We start from the raw sequence: 15503 nt of genomic DNA, 5'->3' as shown, positions 1-15503 counted from the left end.
AATTCCTACAAATTTGTCTCACCAACATGAGCAGAGTAAACAAATTACTTGGTTAGGAGCAGGAAAATGGAAAGTACTATCGGTATCGATGCTGGAGGAACATTAACGAAAATTGCTTATTTGAACGAACAAAAGCAATTAACTTTTGAAAAATTTTATTCAAATGAACAAGATAAAATAATAGATTGGCTTAAGAAAAACACTCGTATAAAACAAATATGTATTACAGGTGGTAAAGCGAAACAATTACAGCTACTACTTTCAGACTCATATAAAATAGTAGAACGAAATGAATTTGAAGCTACTCTATTAGGTGTCCAATACATATTAAAAGAAGAAAAATATGATATAAATAACTTTATATTAACAAATATCGGTACAGGTACTTCCATTCATTACGTTTATAATGACCAATATATTCGCGCTGGCGGAACTGGTGTTGGCGGTGGTACTATTATGGGGCTTTCAAAATTATTAACAAATATAGATCATTTTGAAGATGTGATTCCTTTAACAAAAGTAGGTTCTAGAAAAGCACTAGATATTACGGTTGGAGATATTTATGATGGCATTCTCTCTCCTATTGATAATAGCTTAACTGCTAGCAATTTTGGGAAAGCCGCTATTTCAGAATCAAAATATAATAGCTCAGACATACTTGCTACTGTGCAAGGACTTGTTGGTGAAGTCGTTACTGCATTAAGCCTTCAATTCGCCGAAACAAAAAACATTGACAATATTATTTATATTGGTTCCACTCTATGTAATAACGTACACCTTCAAAATATTATTAGTAACTACACAACATATCAAAATAAAACACCAATCTTTTTACAGGATGGTGGTAATAGCGGTGCGATTGGTGCTCTACTTCATGTTACGAATAAAAAAAGCTGACACTTGTCAGCTTTTTAAAATGCGGATTTTATACGCTAAAACAGTCTCTAAATATGGGATCATATCTTTGCTACCGTAAAAAACAACTAGTTCCCCCGTTAGAAGTACTTGTTGACTTAAATTTTGTTAACTGTAGTAAAAAAGCTCATTTCTTAGCTTTTTTTAATAAAATTTCAATAATTCATTTATAAATACACTAACTTAGTTATCAATTTACTGCAGTTTTTTTGAGTAATATACTGAAAGTAAGTTAAATTCTACATGCAATAATATTGGAAAAATAATTGATAGTGAGGAATCCGTAATCATACCATGTATGATTCCCCCTAAAAATGCGAACAGCATAAATTTTATACTAGTCTGATTAAAGCTGTAATATTGTAAGTGAGACACAGCAAATAGAAAGGCAGATATTAGAATTGGTAGCGTAACTGGTATGTAAGCTATTTCAAAATAAGGGTGTATTGAGAATGAGTTGTTAAGTATTGGTATAATCATCCCTCTAAAGATTACTTCTTCAAAAATTGGATACATAATTACAAAGTTTAAAATATTCTTTTTCCCACTTGGATTATATCCTGAGTATCGTGAAATGAAAATATTCGTTATCACGGCAATCAAGATTAATACAACAATTGATTCATAGTGAGTCGGTAAACGGAATACATAATTATCTTCATAAAAATAACTAATTATCGTCAGTAATGTTCCCCATATATAAATAATCTCATTTTCAATCTTACGATACAACTTTTTTCCAATAACAACGCTAACTGTAATATCAACAATTTTATATGAAAAAGCTAATAAAACAGCAAGTACTAACGAAATAAAGTAGCTCATATCGACTTATCACCTCATCTCAAAAAGAACTATTTTCACTTCATGTATTTGATTTACTCCCATCACCACCCATTTCTTTCTTTCTTTCTTTCTTTCATTATAAAATTTTACTATATATTGGTGATTTTGAGTGAAAATATTAGCTACATACCATATAATGATTTCATAAAAACAAAGACTTCTCAATTGAGAAGTCTTTGTTTTTACACTGTATAATTACTATTTTCCCGCCAAACTTTCCTAAACTTTATATAACAGGCAATTCTCCAAGGAATAATATACGATATTGCAACAACATAAAATAATAAACCTATTGTTTGCTGATCTAAGTCAACAATATATTGTCTTGAACCATATCTCAAAACGACAAGTGCAATAAAAGTAATTAAAAAGGCTGCACTTTTTTTCGTATGAATATTCCCATCATCTCTCCGTTCATAATTTGTTAAAACTATAAGTGGTACGGCGAAAAGAACTCCAATGAATGCTGCTATAATAACTTGTAAAATAGCTGGATGCATAGGACCAAAAAACCATAAAGCACCTGGTGTTAAAAATAATAATGGCCATAAAATACGTTTTCCTGATCCCTTTATTGGCTTATGCATTGAGCGATAACGACGCCAAAATATTAGTAGTGCAATGCATAAAAAGACGGTAATGAGTGATGATATGTCTCTCATTCGCTATCCTTCTCTCTTTAGTAATCTAATAATATTTCAAATCGTTTTTTCGAATGATACTTTTCGAATAAATATACCACTCGTTACAATATAAAGAACAGTTAATCCAATTGAAATAACAGTAAAATATGGAATATCTACTAAAGATCCATCACTCGTAAATAATAAACCAGTTATCCCTGCTTCCCCATAAAGCACACTATTTGTTGATATAAAAAGGGATCCACCAATCATAAGACCAATCCACTGAAATCGTTGTTTAAAAACTACTACCACTTGGAAGAAACATGCTGTTGTAACATAAAATAAAAAGTGCAAAATAAATTGTTGTACCAATTGCTCCCCAAAACTAACATTTACTAAATTATATTTGATATCTTGCAAAAGCATTACTTGAGGAAACGAAAACATGGCGGATTGCAATACGATATAACAAATGGCTCCGATAAAATATTGGAATCTCGTTACACCGAATGAAACTGCTAAACGAAATAGCTCATCTTGTATAATGAAAACACTCCCTACTATAAATAGCATAATTGCTATTGAAGGGTTATTTATAATTTCGGGTAAATAACCAATGTTCGCTCCATTTAAATGAGCAGCATGTAAAGCCCCTTTTATTAATAAAGCTACAATCCAAAACATTATAATTGCTTTATAATGAAAATTTATATGTAACTTCAACTGCTTCATTAACATCGTCATTTCACTTCACCACCAGTTATGTGTATAAATAGTTTTTGTAATGTAATTCTATCAATTACTAAACCTTCTATTTCAAAAGAGTAATAATCTTCATTAGAAAGTTCTGCCCATATAACAGTAATGCCTTTATTCCCATAGACTTCTCGACCTATTACTTTCTTATTTATCGAAAATTCATCTACTTTATCTTTTTTCCCTGAAATAATATGAGCTTGTTGCAATAAATCTTCTACGGATGATTGAACAAATAGTTTTCCTTCTTTTATAATGATTACATCTTCAATCACATGAGTTACTTCTTCTACTAAATGTGTTGATAATATAATTGTTCGTGGAAACTCACCGTAATCTTCTAGTAGTAAACTATAAAACAACTCTCGATGTGCTACATCTAAACCTGTAGTCGGTTCATCAAAAATTGTTATAGGTGCCCTACTTGCTAATCTTTGAATAATTCCGACGACTGTTTGCATGCCGTGTGATAGTTTATGATATTTCACTGTCATATTAAGCTGAAATTTATCAGCGAGTTCTTCAGCGTACTTTCCATCCCAGTTTTTATAAAACATGCTGCACATCTTAAAGATTTCTTTTACTTTAAAACTTAAATGTGCTTCTTCTTTCACTCTAACAAAACAAATATTTTGCATCGCTTTACTATTTTCAAAAACATTTTCACCAAATATTGATACGCTACCACTACTTGAAGTAATTTGGCCTGCAAGTAAATTTAATAGTGTCGTTTTTCCTGCTCCGTTTCTACCGAGTAAACCATAAATTTTATGCTCTTCCAATGAAATCGTTACTTCATTTACTGCTACTTTCTTTTTATATTTTTTCGTTACATCTGTCGTTTCAAGTGCAATCATCCCTCTTTGCCCTCCTTCGTAATTTTTTGAATCATATCCATCAATTCGTCTTTAGATATTTCTAATACTTTTGCTTCTTCCCATACTTTAGGTAAATATTCGGTCATAAAAGTATTTTGTCTTTTTTTAAGTACAACTTCTTTCGCTCCCTTTGCAACAAACATCCCGATCCCTCTCTTTTTATATAGAATCCCTTCGTCCACTAATACATTTACCCCTTTAGCTGCAGTAGCTGGATTTATTTGTAACATCTTCGCAAATTGATTTGTTGATGGAACTTGTTCTTCTTCAAGTAATATGTCTTTTAAAATATCAGATTCAATCGTTTCTGCAATTTGCAAGTATATTAATTTATTTTGCTCCAGAGTAGGTTTCACAACTTCACCACCTTAGGTTCATAGGTTCGTTACTTATGTAACTAACCATATCACATAAAAATATTTATTTCCATAAATTTCTTTTACAAAAAAAGAGAGCCATTCTTATACGAATGACTCTCTTTTTAAAATTTCGAAGTTTCAACTCTCGTTCTCAAATTCTTTTCATTTTATTTCAACTACTGCACTGGATATTTAACAAATAAAGATTTCCGGAAATCTTTATCATTTATAAGCATTGTAATTTTTTCGTTATTATCGTTAAGGAACTTTACTACTTTCTTTTTATCCCATATATCATTTTCTTTTGGAAAATCATCAAATTTTTCATACAGGATTGATAGTATTTCTTCTCTTTTTATCTTAAAATTTTTATTTTCTACTTGAAACTGGTAGCTTTTCGCATTTGGTACTAAAATCGCTAAATAAATAACGTTAAAGAGAAAATTCTTCTTCATCGTATCCTTACTATCAAACCAATACGTCGCAACCATATCTTCAGTAAAGGGGCCATTCCCCTTTGCACCATAGTTCACTTTTATGCTTTCATTCTCCAAACTAATACTTTAAAATGTTTCATCACCGGGTAAATGATTCACAATTGCTACTACATCTGAATTATTACCAACATATGTCCCAGCATATTTCTTAAAAGGACCAGGTTCAACATCAGATATTTCTTTTATTCTTTCTCCGCTAGAACAAGCAGTAATAAATAAAAAAATTGTTAGCATAACAACCACATTACGATGCATATATTTCATTTAACATCCCCCATTTTTATCGATATTTCGTTCATTACAATACATCTTCTCAAAATCCTTTAAAACATACGCATTTTAATCAAAATTAAAAATTTTCAATTTTTCTGTTTACAATTATCCATTAATTGTATATACTTACTAACGTAAGAAAAATATTCTAAAAGGAGGTCGAAGGAAATGATGAAATTACAATTACATGCTTTAACTTTAGCGTTAACTGCACCTTTGTTTTTCGGACAATTAAATATGAATTCGACCACCCTAATGGAGAATTGAAAATCGTACATTATTTCGATTAATTCATAAATTCGCCACAGGAGGTCGTATACTTTCCTGTGGCTTTTTCACGCCCTGCCATAGGAGAACTATATCTTCCTGTGGCTTTTTTGTGCGATTTTTTAGCCTCTTACATCATTTTTTTAAGAAAGGAGCAACATTCGATGACTATTAGCGTATTGTTTTTAAGTATTACGATTCAAAGAAATACAATTTCCAAAGATGAAATGTTTCATAATGAGCAAATTGAAAAAGCTATGAATGATGTTAAGGAGCGCCAAGCGCTTTATTGTGATCACCTGTAATTCCTTTTCGAAAGGAGGAATTCATTTATGACTTTTCATATTTTCTTTTTTACAACTGTACTTCAGAAAAATACTTTATCTGAAGATGAAATCATTTGTAAACAACAATTAAAACAACTGACTGATAAAATGACTGACATTAAAAGTTCATACTATACGCATATGTATTAAAAATATATTTTAGAGGAGCAATACCTTCATGAAATTTAAAGCATTCTTTTTAACTATCACCATTCAAAAACGTAAGCTTTCACAGAAAGAAATTTTGCGTGAACAACACATTCAATCGATTATGAACGAAGTAAAAGAGCGCCAAGTTTCTTATTACAATCGTCTTTTCTAAATCATTTATAAAGGGGCAAAAAACTAATGAAATTTAAAGTATTCTTTTTAACCATTACGATTCAAAAAACTAAGTTCTCCGACAGTGAAATATTGCATGATCATCAAATCAATAAAGCTATGGAAGATGTAAAAGAACGTCAAAGTCACTACTGTAGCCATCTATAATTCCTTTCGAAAGGAGGAATGTATTATGAAGTTTCACCTTTTCTTTTTAACAATTACAATTCAGAAAAAAAACTATTCTGAAGCTGAATTAAAACAAGAACAACAATACAAACAGGTTATAGACGAAATTCGAGATCGTAGAAGCAAATACTACTCTCACCTATAAACCTTTAAAATATAAAAATTGAAAGGAGTCGATTATGATGTTGATAGCACGTTCTAAAGAAATGATTTGGATAGTTCAGAGGGATTCCACATAGTTTTATAGACATAATATCACACAAGTATATCGTTATATTTGATGTGTAATAAATATATAATAAAATTAGACCCTTGCACTTTTAATTTCGAGTAATCAAACAAAAGATACACCACTTAAAAAGCGGTGTATCTTTCTCAACATATACTATTTTCGATTACTTCGTTTCGTCTTAAACAGTCTCACTAAGTTCGATACAACTGTTTTCGTTACTGCATAAACTGGTACTGCTAAAATCATTCCGATAATTCCCGCAAAATTACCTACCCCTAAAATTAAAATAATAATTGTTAACGGATGGATATTTAATTTTGAACTCATAATACGCGGTGAAATGATGTTACTTTCAAACTGTTGTACAATTGTTACGATAATAATTACGTACAACGCTTGCATCGGAGATACGAACAGACCCACAATTACAGCTGGTGCTGCACCGATAAATGGACCTAAGTTAGGAATGATATTTGTAAATGCTGCTATAATTCCTAATACAAAAGCGTACGGTAAATCGATAATTAAATAACCGATAAAAGTAAAAGCACCTACAAATATACAAACGAGCGCTTGCCCTTGAATATATGCAGATAATGTTTCATTCGTTTCCTTAATGATGCGAAGTCCTTCTTCACGGTAAGATTCTGGTAATAGACTTACTGCTTTACCTGGAAAGGCATGTCCATCTTTAAACATATAAAATAAAATGAATGGTACTGTGAAGATAACTAATGCAACGTTCGTGATAATACCAAATAAAGCCGTTGCACTCGACGTAATTGTGTTTGGTATATCCTTTAAGTATTCAATCGCATTTTTCTCAATTGTTTCAATGGAAACATAATTTTGTGTAGATAACCATTCAAATAATCTGTGATGGGATAAATCTTGTATGTATAGTTTTCCCTCTTTAATATAACCTGGCATATTTTTTACTAAGTCCATTAGCTGTTGTGAGATTGTTGGAACAACAACTCCAACTCCAACCGCAGTTAATGTTATGATAAAAAGATATAACAGTAAAATCGCTAAATTTCTAGGTACTTTTTTATTCTCCAAAAAGACTAACAATGGGTTAAATATGAAGTATAAAAATAACGCGATTAAGATTGGGAAAAACAACGTCGATATGAAGATACCAATCGGTTGAAATAAAAACGATATTTTTGTGCAAATAAATATGATCGCTACAACCATTAGCACTTCTAATGTCCAAAAGTGCACTTTCGATTTCAAAAAAACGTCCTCCTTTAAACTAGCACTTCTCTTCATTGTACCAAAATAAGCAAGAATTTCACATAATATTTTCCTTTACAATATTCCAAAATACCAATAAATACACTACAATGAGATTACATACAAATTTGCAGGTAAAGGTGATAAAAATGACACAATGCATCATTTGCAGAAAAGATACGAAAGAACTTAGTGAACAATATGTCATCCCAGAAATATTATGTGGATATTATTTCACAAACTCTATTTGTGATACTTGCCATGAACAAATGACAACAAATATTGACCGTCCCTTAATTCGACATAAATTAAGTCAATTTAAGATTGAGCAAATGAAAAAACAAATTGATTCTCCTCTCTATACGAATAAACACGGTGAGGAACTTGCGGCTGCTGAGACAGATGTTGTTGAAGTAAGTGATGAAATACTTTATTCCAATGCATTAATTATGAAACTATGTAAAAAGCACGATATTTCACTACATAATGAAATTTGGAAAGAAGAACGTGTCACGAAAGTAGCTAGCTCTATCCAACGTGAATTACTTTTAGATAACCGTAAATACAAAATGAGTGTATTAAAAATGGCTTATACTTTCGCTGTCCAAGCTGTTGATGGCTATTTTGAAGATCCAGACGCGATTGATATTTCTAACATTCTAGCAAATGCGGATTTCATCGAATTAAAAGAAAAGAGCATTGTCCGCGATTTAAGCAAAAGTTCTTTATGGAATACATTAAATACAAATAGCGAAAACCATTACTTTATTTTATTAAGTGATAAAGATGGCCTGTTCTGTTTCATTCGTCTATTTGATATTTTTGACGTTGTCGTTCATTTATCAGAAAAGAGATATGAACTTTCATCGCCTATTGTCGGCGTAAATAATGTAAGTAAGCAGGAATTTTATGTCCAAACTTTAAAACAGTATATGGATGGGCTATTTAAAGAAAAAACTCCTTCTATTTAATCAGAATCAGAACATACGGTCTCCTTTCTTGATGAAAAGACACTGTGTTATAATAAGTATGAAAAGAACAATACAATCACATAAACCAATTATTAATTGTATATAAATAAAAAAGACTAGTGTGCGGCTACACACTAGTCCACGTAACTTAGCAGATTGGATTGTTCATTTATCCTATTTGTTTCTTACAAACAAAACAACCCACATTCTATTGGCATAGGTGGGTTGTTATTTTTTGAGCTTGTCTATTAAAACGACGACGAACGTTAACAATGCAACGAGAAACAGTCCACCCTGCAGTAGCAACGCTATTTCACTCACGTATTATCACCCCCCTCCTACTTTGGAGAAGTGATAATTGAACAACCAACCGTACCTTAAGTTACTATTTAATTTTACCATATTTTCTAATAGTTTACGATGAAAACCCGCAAGTGAAATACTTGCGGGTTTATTATCCCGTATTAACAGGCAGTAAACAAAATAAAGCAAAACATAGGTGAAACTTTAATCCTCACTATTTTTTTAATGCATATGCATCCGCAATCATTTCACCAACAATTTTATTTTCTTGTTTATTCTCGTCTTTCAATAATGGGAATAATAATTCTGCTACTTCATACGCTTCTTCTAAATGCGGATATCCCGATAAAACAAACGTATCAATTCCTAAAGCTTCATATTCTTTTATTCTATTTGCTACTGTATGCGGATCTCCTACAAGAGCAGTACCTGCACCACCCCTTACAAGCCCTATGCCAGCCCATAAGTTAGGACTTATCTCTAACGACTCTCTCGTACCTTTATTTAAATGAGTCATTCGTTTTTGTCCGACTGAATCATATCTGGCAAATGTTTTTTGAGCAAGCTCAATTGTTTCATTATCTACATATCGAATTAACTTTTCAGCCTCTTCCCATGCTTCTACCTCTGTTTCTCTTACAATTACATGTAATCTGATGCCGAATCGTACCGTACGCTCCTTCTCTTCTGCAAGCCTTCTTACTTCTTTTATTTTCTCTTTCACTTGCTCTGGCGGCTCTCCCCACGTTAAATATACATCACTATGTTCAGCTGCAACTTCTTTACCTGCAGCAGACGATCCGCCAAAATAAATTGGTGGATACGGTGTTTGAACAGGAGGAAATACAACTTTACTATCCGTAACTTTAATATGTTTCCCTTCTAAAGAGATCGTTTCACCTTGTAAGGTCGATTTCCAAACTTTTAAAAATTCATCCGCTGCTTCATACCTTTCATCATGTTCAAGATATAATCCATCGCCATGCAATTCAACAGGATCTCCTCCAGCTACTACATTAATAAGTAACCTCCCATCTGAAATTCTATCAAATGTCGATGCCATCCTCGCTGCAACTGTCGGTGACATAAGTCCTGGTCTAACTGCTACTAAAAATTTTAATTTCTCTGTTTCGGCTGCAAGTGCCGATGCTAATACCCATGGATCTTCACACCCTTGACCAGTTGGAAGCAACACACCTGTATATCCTAAATAATCAGCTGCCTGTGCAACTTGCTTATAATAACCATATTCAGCTGTCCTTCCTCGTTTTGTCGTCCCTAAATATCGACCATCTCCATAGGCTGGAATAAACCATAACAAATCCATATCTTTACACATCCCTTATTTTTATTAATACGTATACTGAAATAATCTATATAAATTACCCCTAATAATTTATATGTTAATTCCCTGTCTCCCCTTTAAAATTATCTCGCCATCTCAAAAACTTTACTTCTAGTAAACGTACGAGTGAATCAGAAAACTTCCCGACAAATGCAAAGATAATAATACCGACAAATACGATATCTGTATTTGAAAATTGCCTTGCATCCATAATCATATAACCAATACCTTCTGTAGAGCCCATAAGTTCTGCTACCACTAAACTCACCCATGCAACCCCTAAAGATAATCTTGCTCCAAGTAATAGGTTTGGCAATGCGGCAGGTAAAATCAATTTCGTAATTAATTTTCTTTTACTAAACTCTAACACTCTCGCAACATCAAATAATTTTGAATCTACACCTCGTATCCCTAAAAACGCGTTTACGTATAAAGGAAAAAATGCGCCGTCCGCAATTAATAATACTTTCGATGTTTCTCCAAAACCGAACCATAGTACGAAAAGCGGTGCCACTGCTAAATGGGGCACAGTTCTTAACATCTGTACAGACGGATCTAAATATTGCTCACTTCTCGTTGAAAATCCAACAATCGTTCCTAAAATAATTCCTAAACTCCCGCCGATAAAGAAACCAGCCGCAGCCCTAAATACACTAATACTTAAATGACCGAATAACTCTCCTGTTTTTATAAGTTCTTGAAAAGCTAGAAATATATCTAATGGCGTCGGTAAAACTGTTTTAGAAACGAAATCGAATACGCCGGCTAACTGCCAAATAATTAATACGATAATTGGTATAGTAATTGCTCTTACTAGCACTTTTATATTCGTCTTTCGCACTTTCTTTACATTCTTTTTGGCAATCGTTATACCCGCTGGTTTCATAACAGCTTTCGTATTCTCCAATTTACAAAACCTCTTTTCATTTTGCCTTTAACGCTTTTTCTACGTAAGAATTGTCTACAACTTTATCTGTCTTTATTTCTTTCTTTATAGAACCGAGCTTATATTGAAAATCCGCTGTCTTTTGCTGTTCAGTTATTATTTCTTTCGTTACTGGAACTAAAATTGGCTTGTCGTGATCAAATACTTCTTTTACAATTTCAGCATCTATTTTCTTTGCAGAAGTATATATTTTTATCGCTTCATCTAAGTTTGACTCTTGCCATACACGTGCCTTTTCATAAACTTTAAGGAATTTCTCAACTAATTCTGGATGTTCTTTCGCAAATTTTGTTCTCGCAATTAAGAATTCTGGAGAAGAAACATTTAATTGTTCACCATCTGTAATAACCTTGGCACCTTTATTTAATGTATGTAGCGAAATGAATGGATCCCAAATTGCCCATGCATCTACTGATCCGGATTCAAATGCCGGCTGTGCTTCATCTGGCTGCAACTGAATGACATTTACATCTTTCGTATTGATACCTTCTTTATCTAATGCTCGATATAATAAATTAAATGCGCTACTTCCTTTTGCTACTGCGATTTTTTTACCTTTTAAATCTTTTACACTCGTAATCTTGCTATCTTTTTGTACAAGAATACCTGTTCCTTTTCTCGCATAACTTGTATTAGCAATTTCAGTAAATTCAATACCTGCTGCTTGCGCGGAAATAACTGGAGAGTTGCCAACTTCGCCAAAGTCTAATCGATTTGATGCGATTGCCTCAAAATAAGGAGGTCCGCTTTGGAACTCTGTCCATTTCACCTTAACTCCTTCTTTTTTAAACTCCTCTTCAAACCATCCCTTTTTCTGTGCCAGTAAGAGCGGGCTTAACCCTTGTTGTATACCTATTTGAATGGTTACATCTTCTTTCTTACTACTTGCTGTACTTTTTTCACACCCTAATAAAAATAAAGATATAGCTAATGCAAAAGAAAGAACTTTGCCTTTTTTATTCATATATAATCCATCCTTTCCTATATACTCGTTTGAATCAGTCCCCCGTGTTCAAACTGCTGCAATATTTTCGTACGAATTTCTTGGAATAATTCCGAAGTTTTACTACGTGGATAAGGTAAATTATTTTCAATCACTTTATGTATTTTTCCAGGCTTTGCACTCATGATGATTATTCGGTTTGAAAGATATATCGCTTCGTCTATATCATGAGTAACAAATATCATTGTTATTTTCTTCTGCTCCCAAATATTCAACAATACTTCTTGCAAATGACTTCTAGTAAAAGCATCAAGTGCCCCGAATGGCTCATCAAGTAATAATACATTCGGATCTCTTAATAAAGCTCTCGCAATCGCAACACGTTGTGACATCCCGCCTGAAATTTCTTTCGGATAAGATTTTTCAAAACCGTCTAATCGAACGATTTCAACCCATTCTTTTACTTTATCTTTTACATACTTATCCTTTAACGACAAATCTGCAGCAATATTTTCTTCAACTGTTAGCCATGGAAACAAGCGGTGTTCTTGAAAAATAAATCCTTGTTTCTTACTCGGTTTTACGATTTGCTCCCCATCGATAACAACTTTACCTTCAAATTCGTCATCTAATCCAGCAACAATTTTCAAAAGCGTACTTTTTCCGCAACCACTCGGTCCGATTACAGTGACAAGGTCCCCTCTCTCTAATTGAAAATTAATATCTTCTAATACTTGGACCGTACCAGTTTGTTTCGAAAAATATTTTGATACTCCATTAATTGAAACAGTCACTTCTTTCCCTCCTTGAAATGATTCATTCAAATGAATAGATACAACATTTGTATAATAAAAAAACCAAAGGCATTTCATCTTGTAATGAAATGCCTTTAGTTTCTCCAATCAGCTATACGTTATAGAATTAACTACATATTATACAAATTTTTCCGATAAGTCAACTAGGTTTTAATAACCGGTATTTATTTATAAAAATGTTAGCAGTTTCTGAAATAATATTCGGAAGCGATTCTTGAATTGTATTTTTCACCGTATGAAGAGCTTTTTCTACATATCCATCTTCAAAATGTTCTAACGGCTCAGGTAATTCATCCTCATCCAATATAAATAATTCTCCACTTGGAAGTACCATAATATCAAGGATTAGATCTTCAAAGGATACCACTTCATCCGTTATATCAGTATTCTTTACAATATTAAAATAAGAACCTAGATAACTCCCATCCTGATCTCTCCAAACGTATAAATTATATGGACGATTCCTCCAGTAATATGCAACTGTATAACTTCCTTTCGGGATCGTTAACTTCGTATCGTTTGCTGCCATTGTAAAAGAGTACTGTACTTCATGGTATAAAACAATTTTATCTGGCTGCGTTTCTATTAATAAACAAGCATGATCTACAGTTGTAGCATCATAGCGAATTTTTCTTTCAATAATTTCAATCCCTGACGGACGTAAGCAACTCATGTTTTAAATGCCCCTTTTATTTTAGTTCTTTTATTTTAGTTCTTTCATTATATCCCTTTATATTTCCACTAAGAAAGCGTTTAGTCAATTCATTCATTGTTTTTTAAGTTAGAATTTATATGATTTCATTTTCTACTTCACAAAAAAGCTCCTTCTAAGTTAGAAGGAACTCCAATAGCATTATTCATGTTTCAACTTCTCCGTAACCATATCATAAAATTTCCGTTCCTCATCAACATTTAAGTGAACACGACTTACAGTTTTAGAAAATCCATATAACAATCGCGCCTTCACTGGCTCTTTTAGTGTTATTTCAAATGTTGGAGGTTCCTTTATAAATTCCATCACAGTTGCGTCAAGGACCTCTTTCTCTTTCTTTAAAGATTCTCCTTTATAAAACGAAATTTTATCAATTTGTGTAAATGGTATAACAATTTTCTTTCCTAATCCGATTTGAATGATTATTTGTTCTTCTGTAATGATAATCGGATTTTTACGCATTGCTTGTATTTCAGCTAAACAATAAACCATTCCGTATACGTTTAAGACAAGTAAAATCCATGCTACTACTGGATTCCATTGATGAAGCAAATAATGAAAACCGATACTTTCTATTAAGGTAGCATGAATGATCATGATATATACACCTATTGCACCAGTCTTTTTGTGATAGGTGTATACAGATTCACCTTCCGGTACTGTTGCACGCCACGATAAAAATGCATAATAGATTAACTTACACTCTGTTACAATGATATCTACTAATTTATTTCTTTCCATAGTAGCATCAAACGCTGCATCAATCGCATAAGAAAATGGAGAACACTCTCTTTTATATTCTTTATATTTTTTTATTATGTTAGGCAGCATTCTAACGATTTTATAAAGAAGGAATAACTCTAAGCATACAAACGCAATTTCTCCTGCAACTATAATATAGGAAACGTACGAAAAAGCTTGAAAATAGTCATTTGGAATAATAAACCTTGCAAATATATACCCGGCTATTACGACAGGTATTATATACGTTAACGAATATCTTTTTCGAATAATAAAGAAATACGTAACGACTGGAACTACAAACATACAATCTAGCAAAGAGCCAAGCACTACTTCTTTCGGAGCACCTGGTACAATTGGAAGAGCATACAATAAATAGTTTGATAACAAGATGAAAGATATTAATCCAAACCAAATACCTTTTCGCCTTCGTGATAGTTCGACATTCATACATTCACCCTCTATTTAAAAACCTCGTCTAAATGGTCTTTATAAAATGAAATGGCACGTTCATATTCTTTTACTTCCTCTACTTTCAAAACTGTTTCAAGTAATAATTTCATTGCGGATTCATGATCGTTTACGTTATATTTTGCTAATGACAAAAATACTTTTATCACATCATTATCCGGAAACTGCTGCAAAGCTGTTTCTAAAACTGTAATTGCTTTATCATACTCACCTATACAACGATATGTACTGCCAAGACCGATATATGCGCCGCAAAGTGACTCACCATCAAGACCATTTGCAATTGCCTGTTCATAATACGGCAAAGCCTCCGTTTCAAGTCCCATTACATCATGTATCCAGGCGCATTGAAACAGCACTTCGGCATCCCGCGTAAAGTTTGTTAACCCAATAAGTATCTCTCTCGATTGTGCATATTTCTTTTCATTTCTTAGTTTTATAGCTTGCTTTAATAAATGTTCCATAGAATCCACTCCTCACCAATTATGCTATGTATCCATCTTAAATGGTTAACGTTTGTGTAAAAGTAAAA

The 15503-nt window shown here is 32.6% G+C and carries 21 protein-coding genes and 1 pseudogene; 7 read left to right on the top strand and 15 right to left on the bottom strand.

The features are described 5' to 3' along the window. Positions 1-66 precede the first annotated feature (66 nt). Positions 67-897 (top strand): type II pantothenate kinase, encoded by an 831-nt coding sequence (gene coaW / locus PDL00_RS17445; RefSeq protein ID WP_270730434.1) that lies wholly within the window; start codon positions 67-69, stop codon positions 895-897. A 213-nt stretch (positions 898-1110) separates the two neighbouring features. Here coaW and PDL00_RS17440 read toward each other — a convergent pair whose 3' ends face one another. The 6 genes and pseudogenes from PDL00_RS17440 to PDL00_RS17415 form a co-directional block, all read right to left on the bottom strand. Beyond that, positions 1111-1740 (bottom strand): CPBP family intramembrane glutamic endopeptidase, encoded by a 630-nt coding sequence (locus PDL00_RS17440; RefSeq protein ID WP_270730430.1) that lies wholly within the window; start codon positions 1738-1740, stop codon positions 1111-1113. A gap of 203 nt (positions 1741-1943) precedes the next feature. Further along, positions 1944-2423 carry a CcdC family protein gene (locus PDL00_RS17435; RefSeq protein WP_270730426.1) on the bottom strand — a complete coding sequence of 160 codons (480 nt, stop codon included), beginning with the start codon at positions 2421-2423 and terminating at the stop codon, positions 1944-1946. Positions 2424-2459: 36 nt separating this feature from the next. Then, positions 2460-3131, bottom strand: a complete 672-nt coding sequence (locus PDL00_RS17430; RefSeq protein WP_270730424.1) for a DUF4052 family protein — start codon at positions 3129-3131, stop codon at positions 2460-2462. Continuing rightward, positions 3128-4000 (bottom strand): ABC transporter ATP-binding protein, encoded by an 873-nt coding sequence (locus tag PDL00_RS17425; protein ID WP_270730422.1) that lies wholly within the window; start codon positions 3998-4000, stop codon positions 3128-3130. The genes PDL00_RS17430 and PDL00_RS17425 overlap by 4 nt, the downstream gene beginning before the upstream one ends. Further along, positions 3997-4377 (bottom strand): GntR family transcriptional regulator, encoded by a 381-nt coding sequence (locus PDL00_RS17420; RefSeq protein WP_000805194.1) that lies wholly within the window; start codon positions 4375-4377, stop codon positions 3997-3999. Before PDL00_RS17420 ends, PDL00_RS17425 begins: the two co-directional genes overlap by 4 nt. A gap of 179 nt (positions 4378-4556) precedes the next feature. Next, positions 4557-5141: pseudogene (locus PDL00_RS17415) on the bottom strand (DUF4825 domain-containing protein). Between the two features lie 440 nt (positions 5142-5581). Between PDL00_RS17415 and PDL00_RS17410 the strand changes: the two are divergent. The 5 genes from PDL00_RS17410 to PDL00_RS17390 are packed head-to-tail and all read left to right on the top strand — an operon-like array spanning position 5582 to position 6398. Next, complete coding sequence (locus PDL00_RS17410) at positions 5582-5722, top strand: YrzI family small protein (RefSeq protein WP_098577103.1); 141 nt, start codon at positions 5582-5584, stop codon at positions 5720-5722. Between the two features lie 27 nt (positions 5723-5749). Next, complete coding sequence (locus PDL00_RS17405) at positions 5750-5893, top strand: YrzI family small protein (RefSeq protein WP_242256867.1); 144 nt, start codon at positions 5750-5752, stop codon at positions 5891-5893. A 28-nt stretch (positions 5894-5921) separates the two neighbouring features. Next, entirely contained in the window at positions 5922-6065 is a 144-nt protein-coding gene (locus tag PDL00_RS17400; protein ID WP_270730418.1) for a YrzI family small protein, read from the top strand. Positions 6066-6091: 26 nt separating this feature from the next. After that, positions 6092-6232, top strand: a complete 141-nt coding sequence (locus PDL00_RS17395) for a YrzI family small protein (RefSeq protein WP_000669812.1) — start codon at positions 6092-6094, stop codon at positions 6230-6232. Between the two features lie 25 nt (positions 6233-6257). Continuing rightward, positions 6258-6398 carry a YrzI family small protein gene (locus PDL00_RS17390; RefSeq protein WP_088321443.1) on the top strand — a complete coding sequence of 47 codons (141 nt, stop codon included), beginning with the start codon at positions 6258-6260 and terminating at the stop codon, positions 6396-6398. A 240-nt stretch (positions 6399-6638) separates the two neighbouring features. On the opposite strand, the gene PDL00_RS17385 is transcribed toward PDL00_RS17390, so the two are convergent. Continuing rightward, on the bottom strand, positions 6639-7724 hold the full coding sequence (locus tag PDL00_RS17385; RefSeq protein ID WP_000837880.1) for an AI-2E family transporter: 1086 nt from the start codon (positions 7722-7724) through the stop codon (positions 6639-6641). A gap of 149 nt (positions 7725-7873) precedes the next feature. Here PDL00_RS17385 and PDL00_RS17380 point away from each other — a divergent pair, with 149 nt between their 5' ends. After that, positions 7874-8695, top strand: a complete 822-nt coding sequence (locus PDL00_RS17380; RefSeq protein ID WP_270730414.1) for an HNH endonuclease — start codon at positions 7874-7876, stop codon at positions 8693-8695. Positions 8696-8923: 228 nt separating this feature from the next. On the opposite strand, the gene PDL00_RS17375 is transcribed toward PDL00_RS17380, so the two are convergent. The 8 genes from PDL00_RS17375 to PDL00_RS17340 form a co-directional block, all read right to left on the bottom strand. Next, positions 8924-9016, bottom strand: a complete 93-nt coding sequence (locus tag PDL00_RS17375; RefSeq protein WP_001289320.1) for a putative holin-like toxin — start codon at positions 9014-9016, stop codon at positions 8924-8926. A gap of 196 nt (positions 9017-9212) precedes the next feature. After that, on the bottom strand, positions 9213-10325 hold the full coding sequence (ssuD, locus tag PDL00_RS17370; protein WP_270730412.1) for an FMNH2-dependent alkanesulfonate monooxygenase: 1113 nt from the start codon (positions 10323-10325) through the stop codon (positions 9213-9215). Between the two features lie 76 nt (positions 10326-10401). Further along, positions 10402-11250, bottom strand: a complete 849-nt coding sequence (locus PDL00_RS17365) for an ABC transporter permease (protein ID WP_242255746.1) — start codon at positions 11248-11250, stop codon at positions 10402-10404. A 16-nt stretch (positions 11251-11266) separates the two neighbouring features. Beyond that, positions 11267-12253, bottom strand: coding sequence for an aliphatic sulfonate ABC transporter substrate-binding protein (locus tag PDL00_RS17360; protein WP_270730410.1), 987 nt, complete (start codon positions 12251-12253; stop codon positions 11267-11269). A 17-nt stretch (positions 12254-12270) separates the two neighbouring features. Then, positions 12271-13026 carry an ABC transporter ATP-binding protein gene (locus PDL00_RS17355; protein ID WP_242255749.1) on the bottom strand — a complete coding sequence of 252 codons (756 nt, stop codon included), beginning with the start codon at positions 13024-13026 and terminating at the stop codon, positions 12271-12273. Positions 13027-13186: 160 nt separating this feature from the next. Beyond that, positions 13187-13720: a DUF402 domain-containing protein gene (locus PDL00_RS17350; RefSeq protein ID WP_242255751.1), complete on the bottom strand. Its 534-nt coding sequence runs from the start codon at positions 13718-13720 to the stop codon at positions 13187-13189. Positions 13721-13900: 180 nt separating this feature from the next. Next, entirely contained in the window at positions 13901-14950 is a 1050-nt protein-coding gene (locus PDL00_RS17345; RefSeq protein ID WP_242255752.1) for a hypothetical protein, read from the bottom strand. An 11-nt stretch (positions 14951-14961) separates the two neighbouring features. Beyond that, positions 14962-15435, bottom strand: coding sequence for a tetratricopeptide repeat protein (locus tag PDL00_RS17340; RefSeq protein ID WP_132132568.1), 474 nt, complete (start codon positions 15433-15435; stop codon positions 14962-14964). Positions 15436-15503 lie beyond the last annotated feature (68 nt).

Source organism: Bacillus cereus group sp. TH152-1LC, assembly GCF_027710505.1.
Taxonomy (GTDB): domain Bacteria; phylum Bacillota; class Bacilli; order Bacillales; family Bacillaceae_G; genus Bacillus_A; species Bacillus_A mobilis.
This window is presented reverse-complemented; position numbering and strand designations above follow the sequence as displayed.

Bases quoted from the DNA above. Each gene is read 5' to 3' on its own strand.
- PDL00_RS17410 (WP_098577103.1), top strand. From the start codon at position 5,582: ATGACTATTAGCGTATTGTTTTTAAGTATTACGATTCAAAGAAATACA.
- PDL00_RS17400 (WP_270730418.1), top strand. From the start codon at position 5,922: ATGAAATTTAAAGCATTCTTTTTAACTATCACCATTCAAAAACGTAAG.
- PDL00_RS17405 (WP_242256867.1), top strand. From the start codon at position 5,750: ATGACTTTTCATATTTTCTTTTTTACAACTGTACTTCAGAAAAATACT.
- PDL00_RS17340 (WP_132132568.1), bottom strand. From the start codon at position 15,435: ATGGAACATTTATTAAAGCAAGCTATAAAACTAAGAAATGAAAAGAAA.
- PDL00_RS17390 (WP_088321443.1), top strand. From the start codon at position 6,258: ATGAAGTTTCACCTTTTCTTTTTAACAATTACAATTCAGAAAAAAAAC.
- PDL00_RS17350 (WP_242255751.1), bottom strand. From the start codon at position 13,720: ATGAGTTGCTTACGTCCGTCAGGGATTGAAATTATTGAAAGAAAAATT.
- PDL00_RS17440 (WP_270730430.1), bottom strand. From the start codon at position 1,740: ATGAGCTACTTTATTTCGTTAGTACTTGCTGTTTTATTAGCTTTTTCA.
- ssuD (WP_270730412.1), bottom strand. From the start codon at position 10,325: ATGGATTTGTTATGGTTTATTCCAGCCTATGGAGATGGTCGATATTTA.
- PDL00_RS17360 (WP_270730410.1), bottom strand. From the start codon at position 12,253: ATGAATAAAAAAGGCAAAGTTCTTTCTTTTGCATTAGCTATATCTTTA.
- PDL00_RS17395 (WP_000669812.1), top strand. From the start codon at position 6,092: ATGAAATTTAAAGTATTCTTTTTAACCATTACGATTCAAAAAACTAAG.
- PDL00_RS17430 (WP_270730424.1), bottom strand. From the start codon at position 3,131: ATGACGATGTTAATGAAGCAGTTGAAGTTACATATAAATTTTCATTAT.
- PDL00_RS17345 (WP_242255752.1), bottom strand. From the start codon at position 14,950: ATGAATGTCGAACTATCACGAAGGCGAAAAGGTATTTGGTTTGGATTA.
- coaW (WP_270730434.1), top strand. From the start codon at position 67: ATGGAAAGTACTATCGGTATCGATGCTGGAGGAACATTAACGAAAATT.
- PDL00_RS17425 (WP_270730422.1), bottom strand. From the start codon at position 4,000: ATGATTGCACTTGAAACGACAGATGTAACGAAAAAATATAAAAAGAAA.
- PDL00_RS17380 (WP_270730414.1), top strand. From the start codon at position 7,874: ATGACACAATGCATCATTTGCAGAAAAGATACGAAAGAACTTAGTGAA.
- PDL00_RS17435 (WP_270730426.1), bottom strand. From the start codon at position 2,423: ATGAGAGACATATCATCACTCATTACCGTCTTTTTATGCATTGCACTA.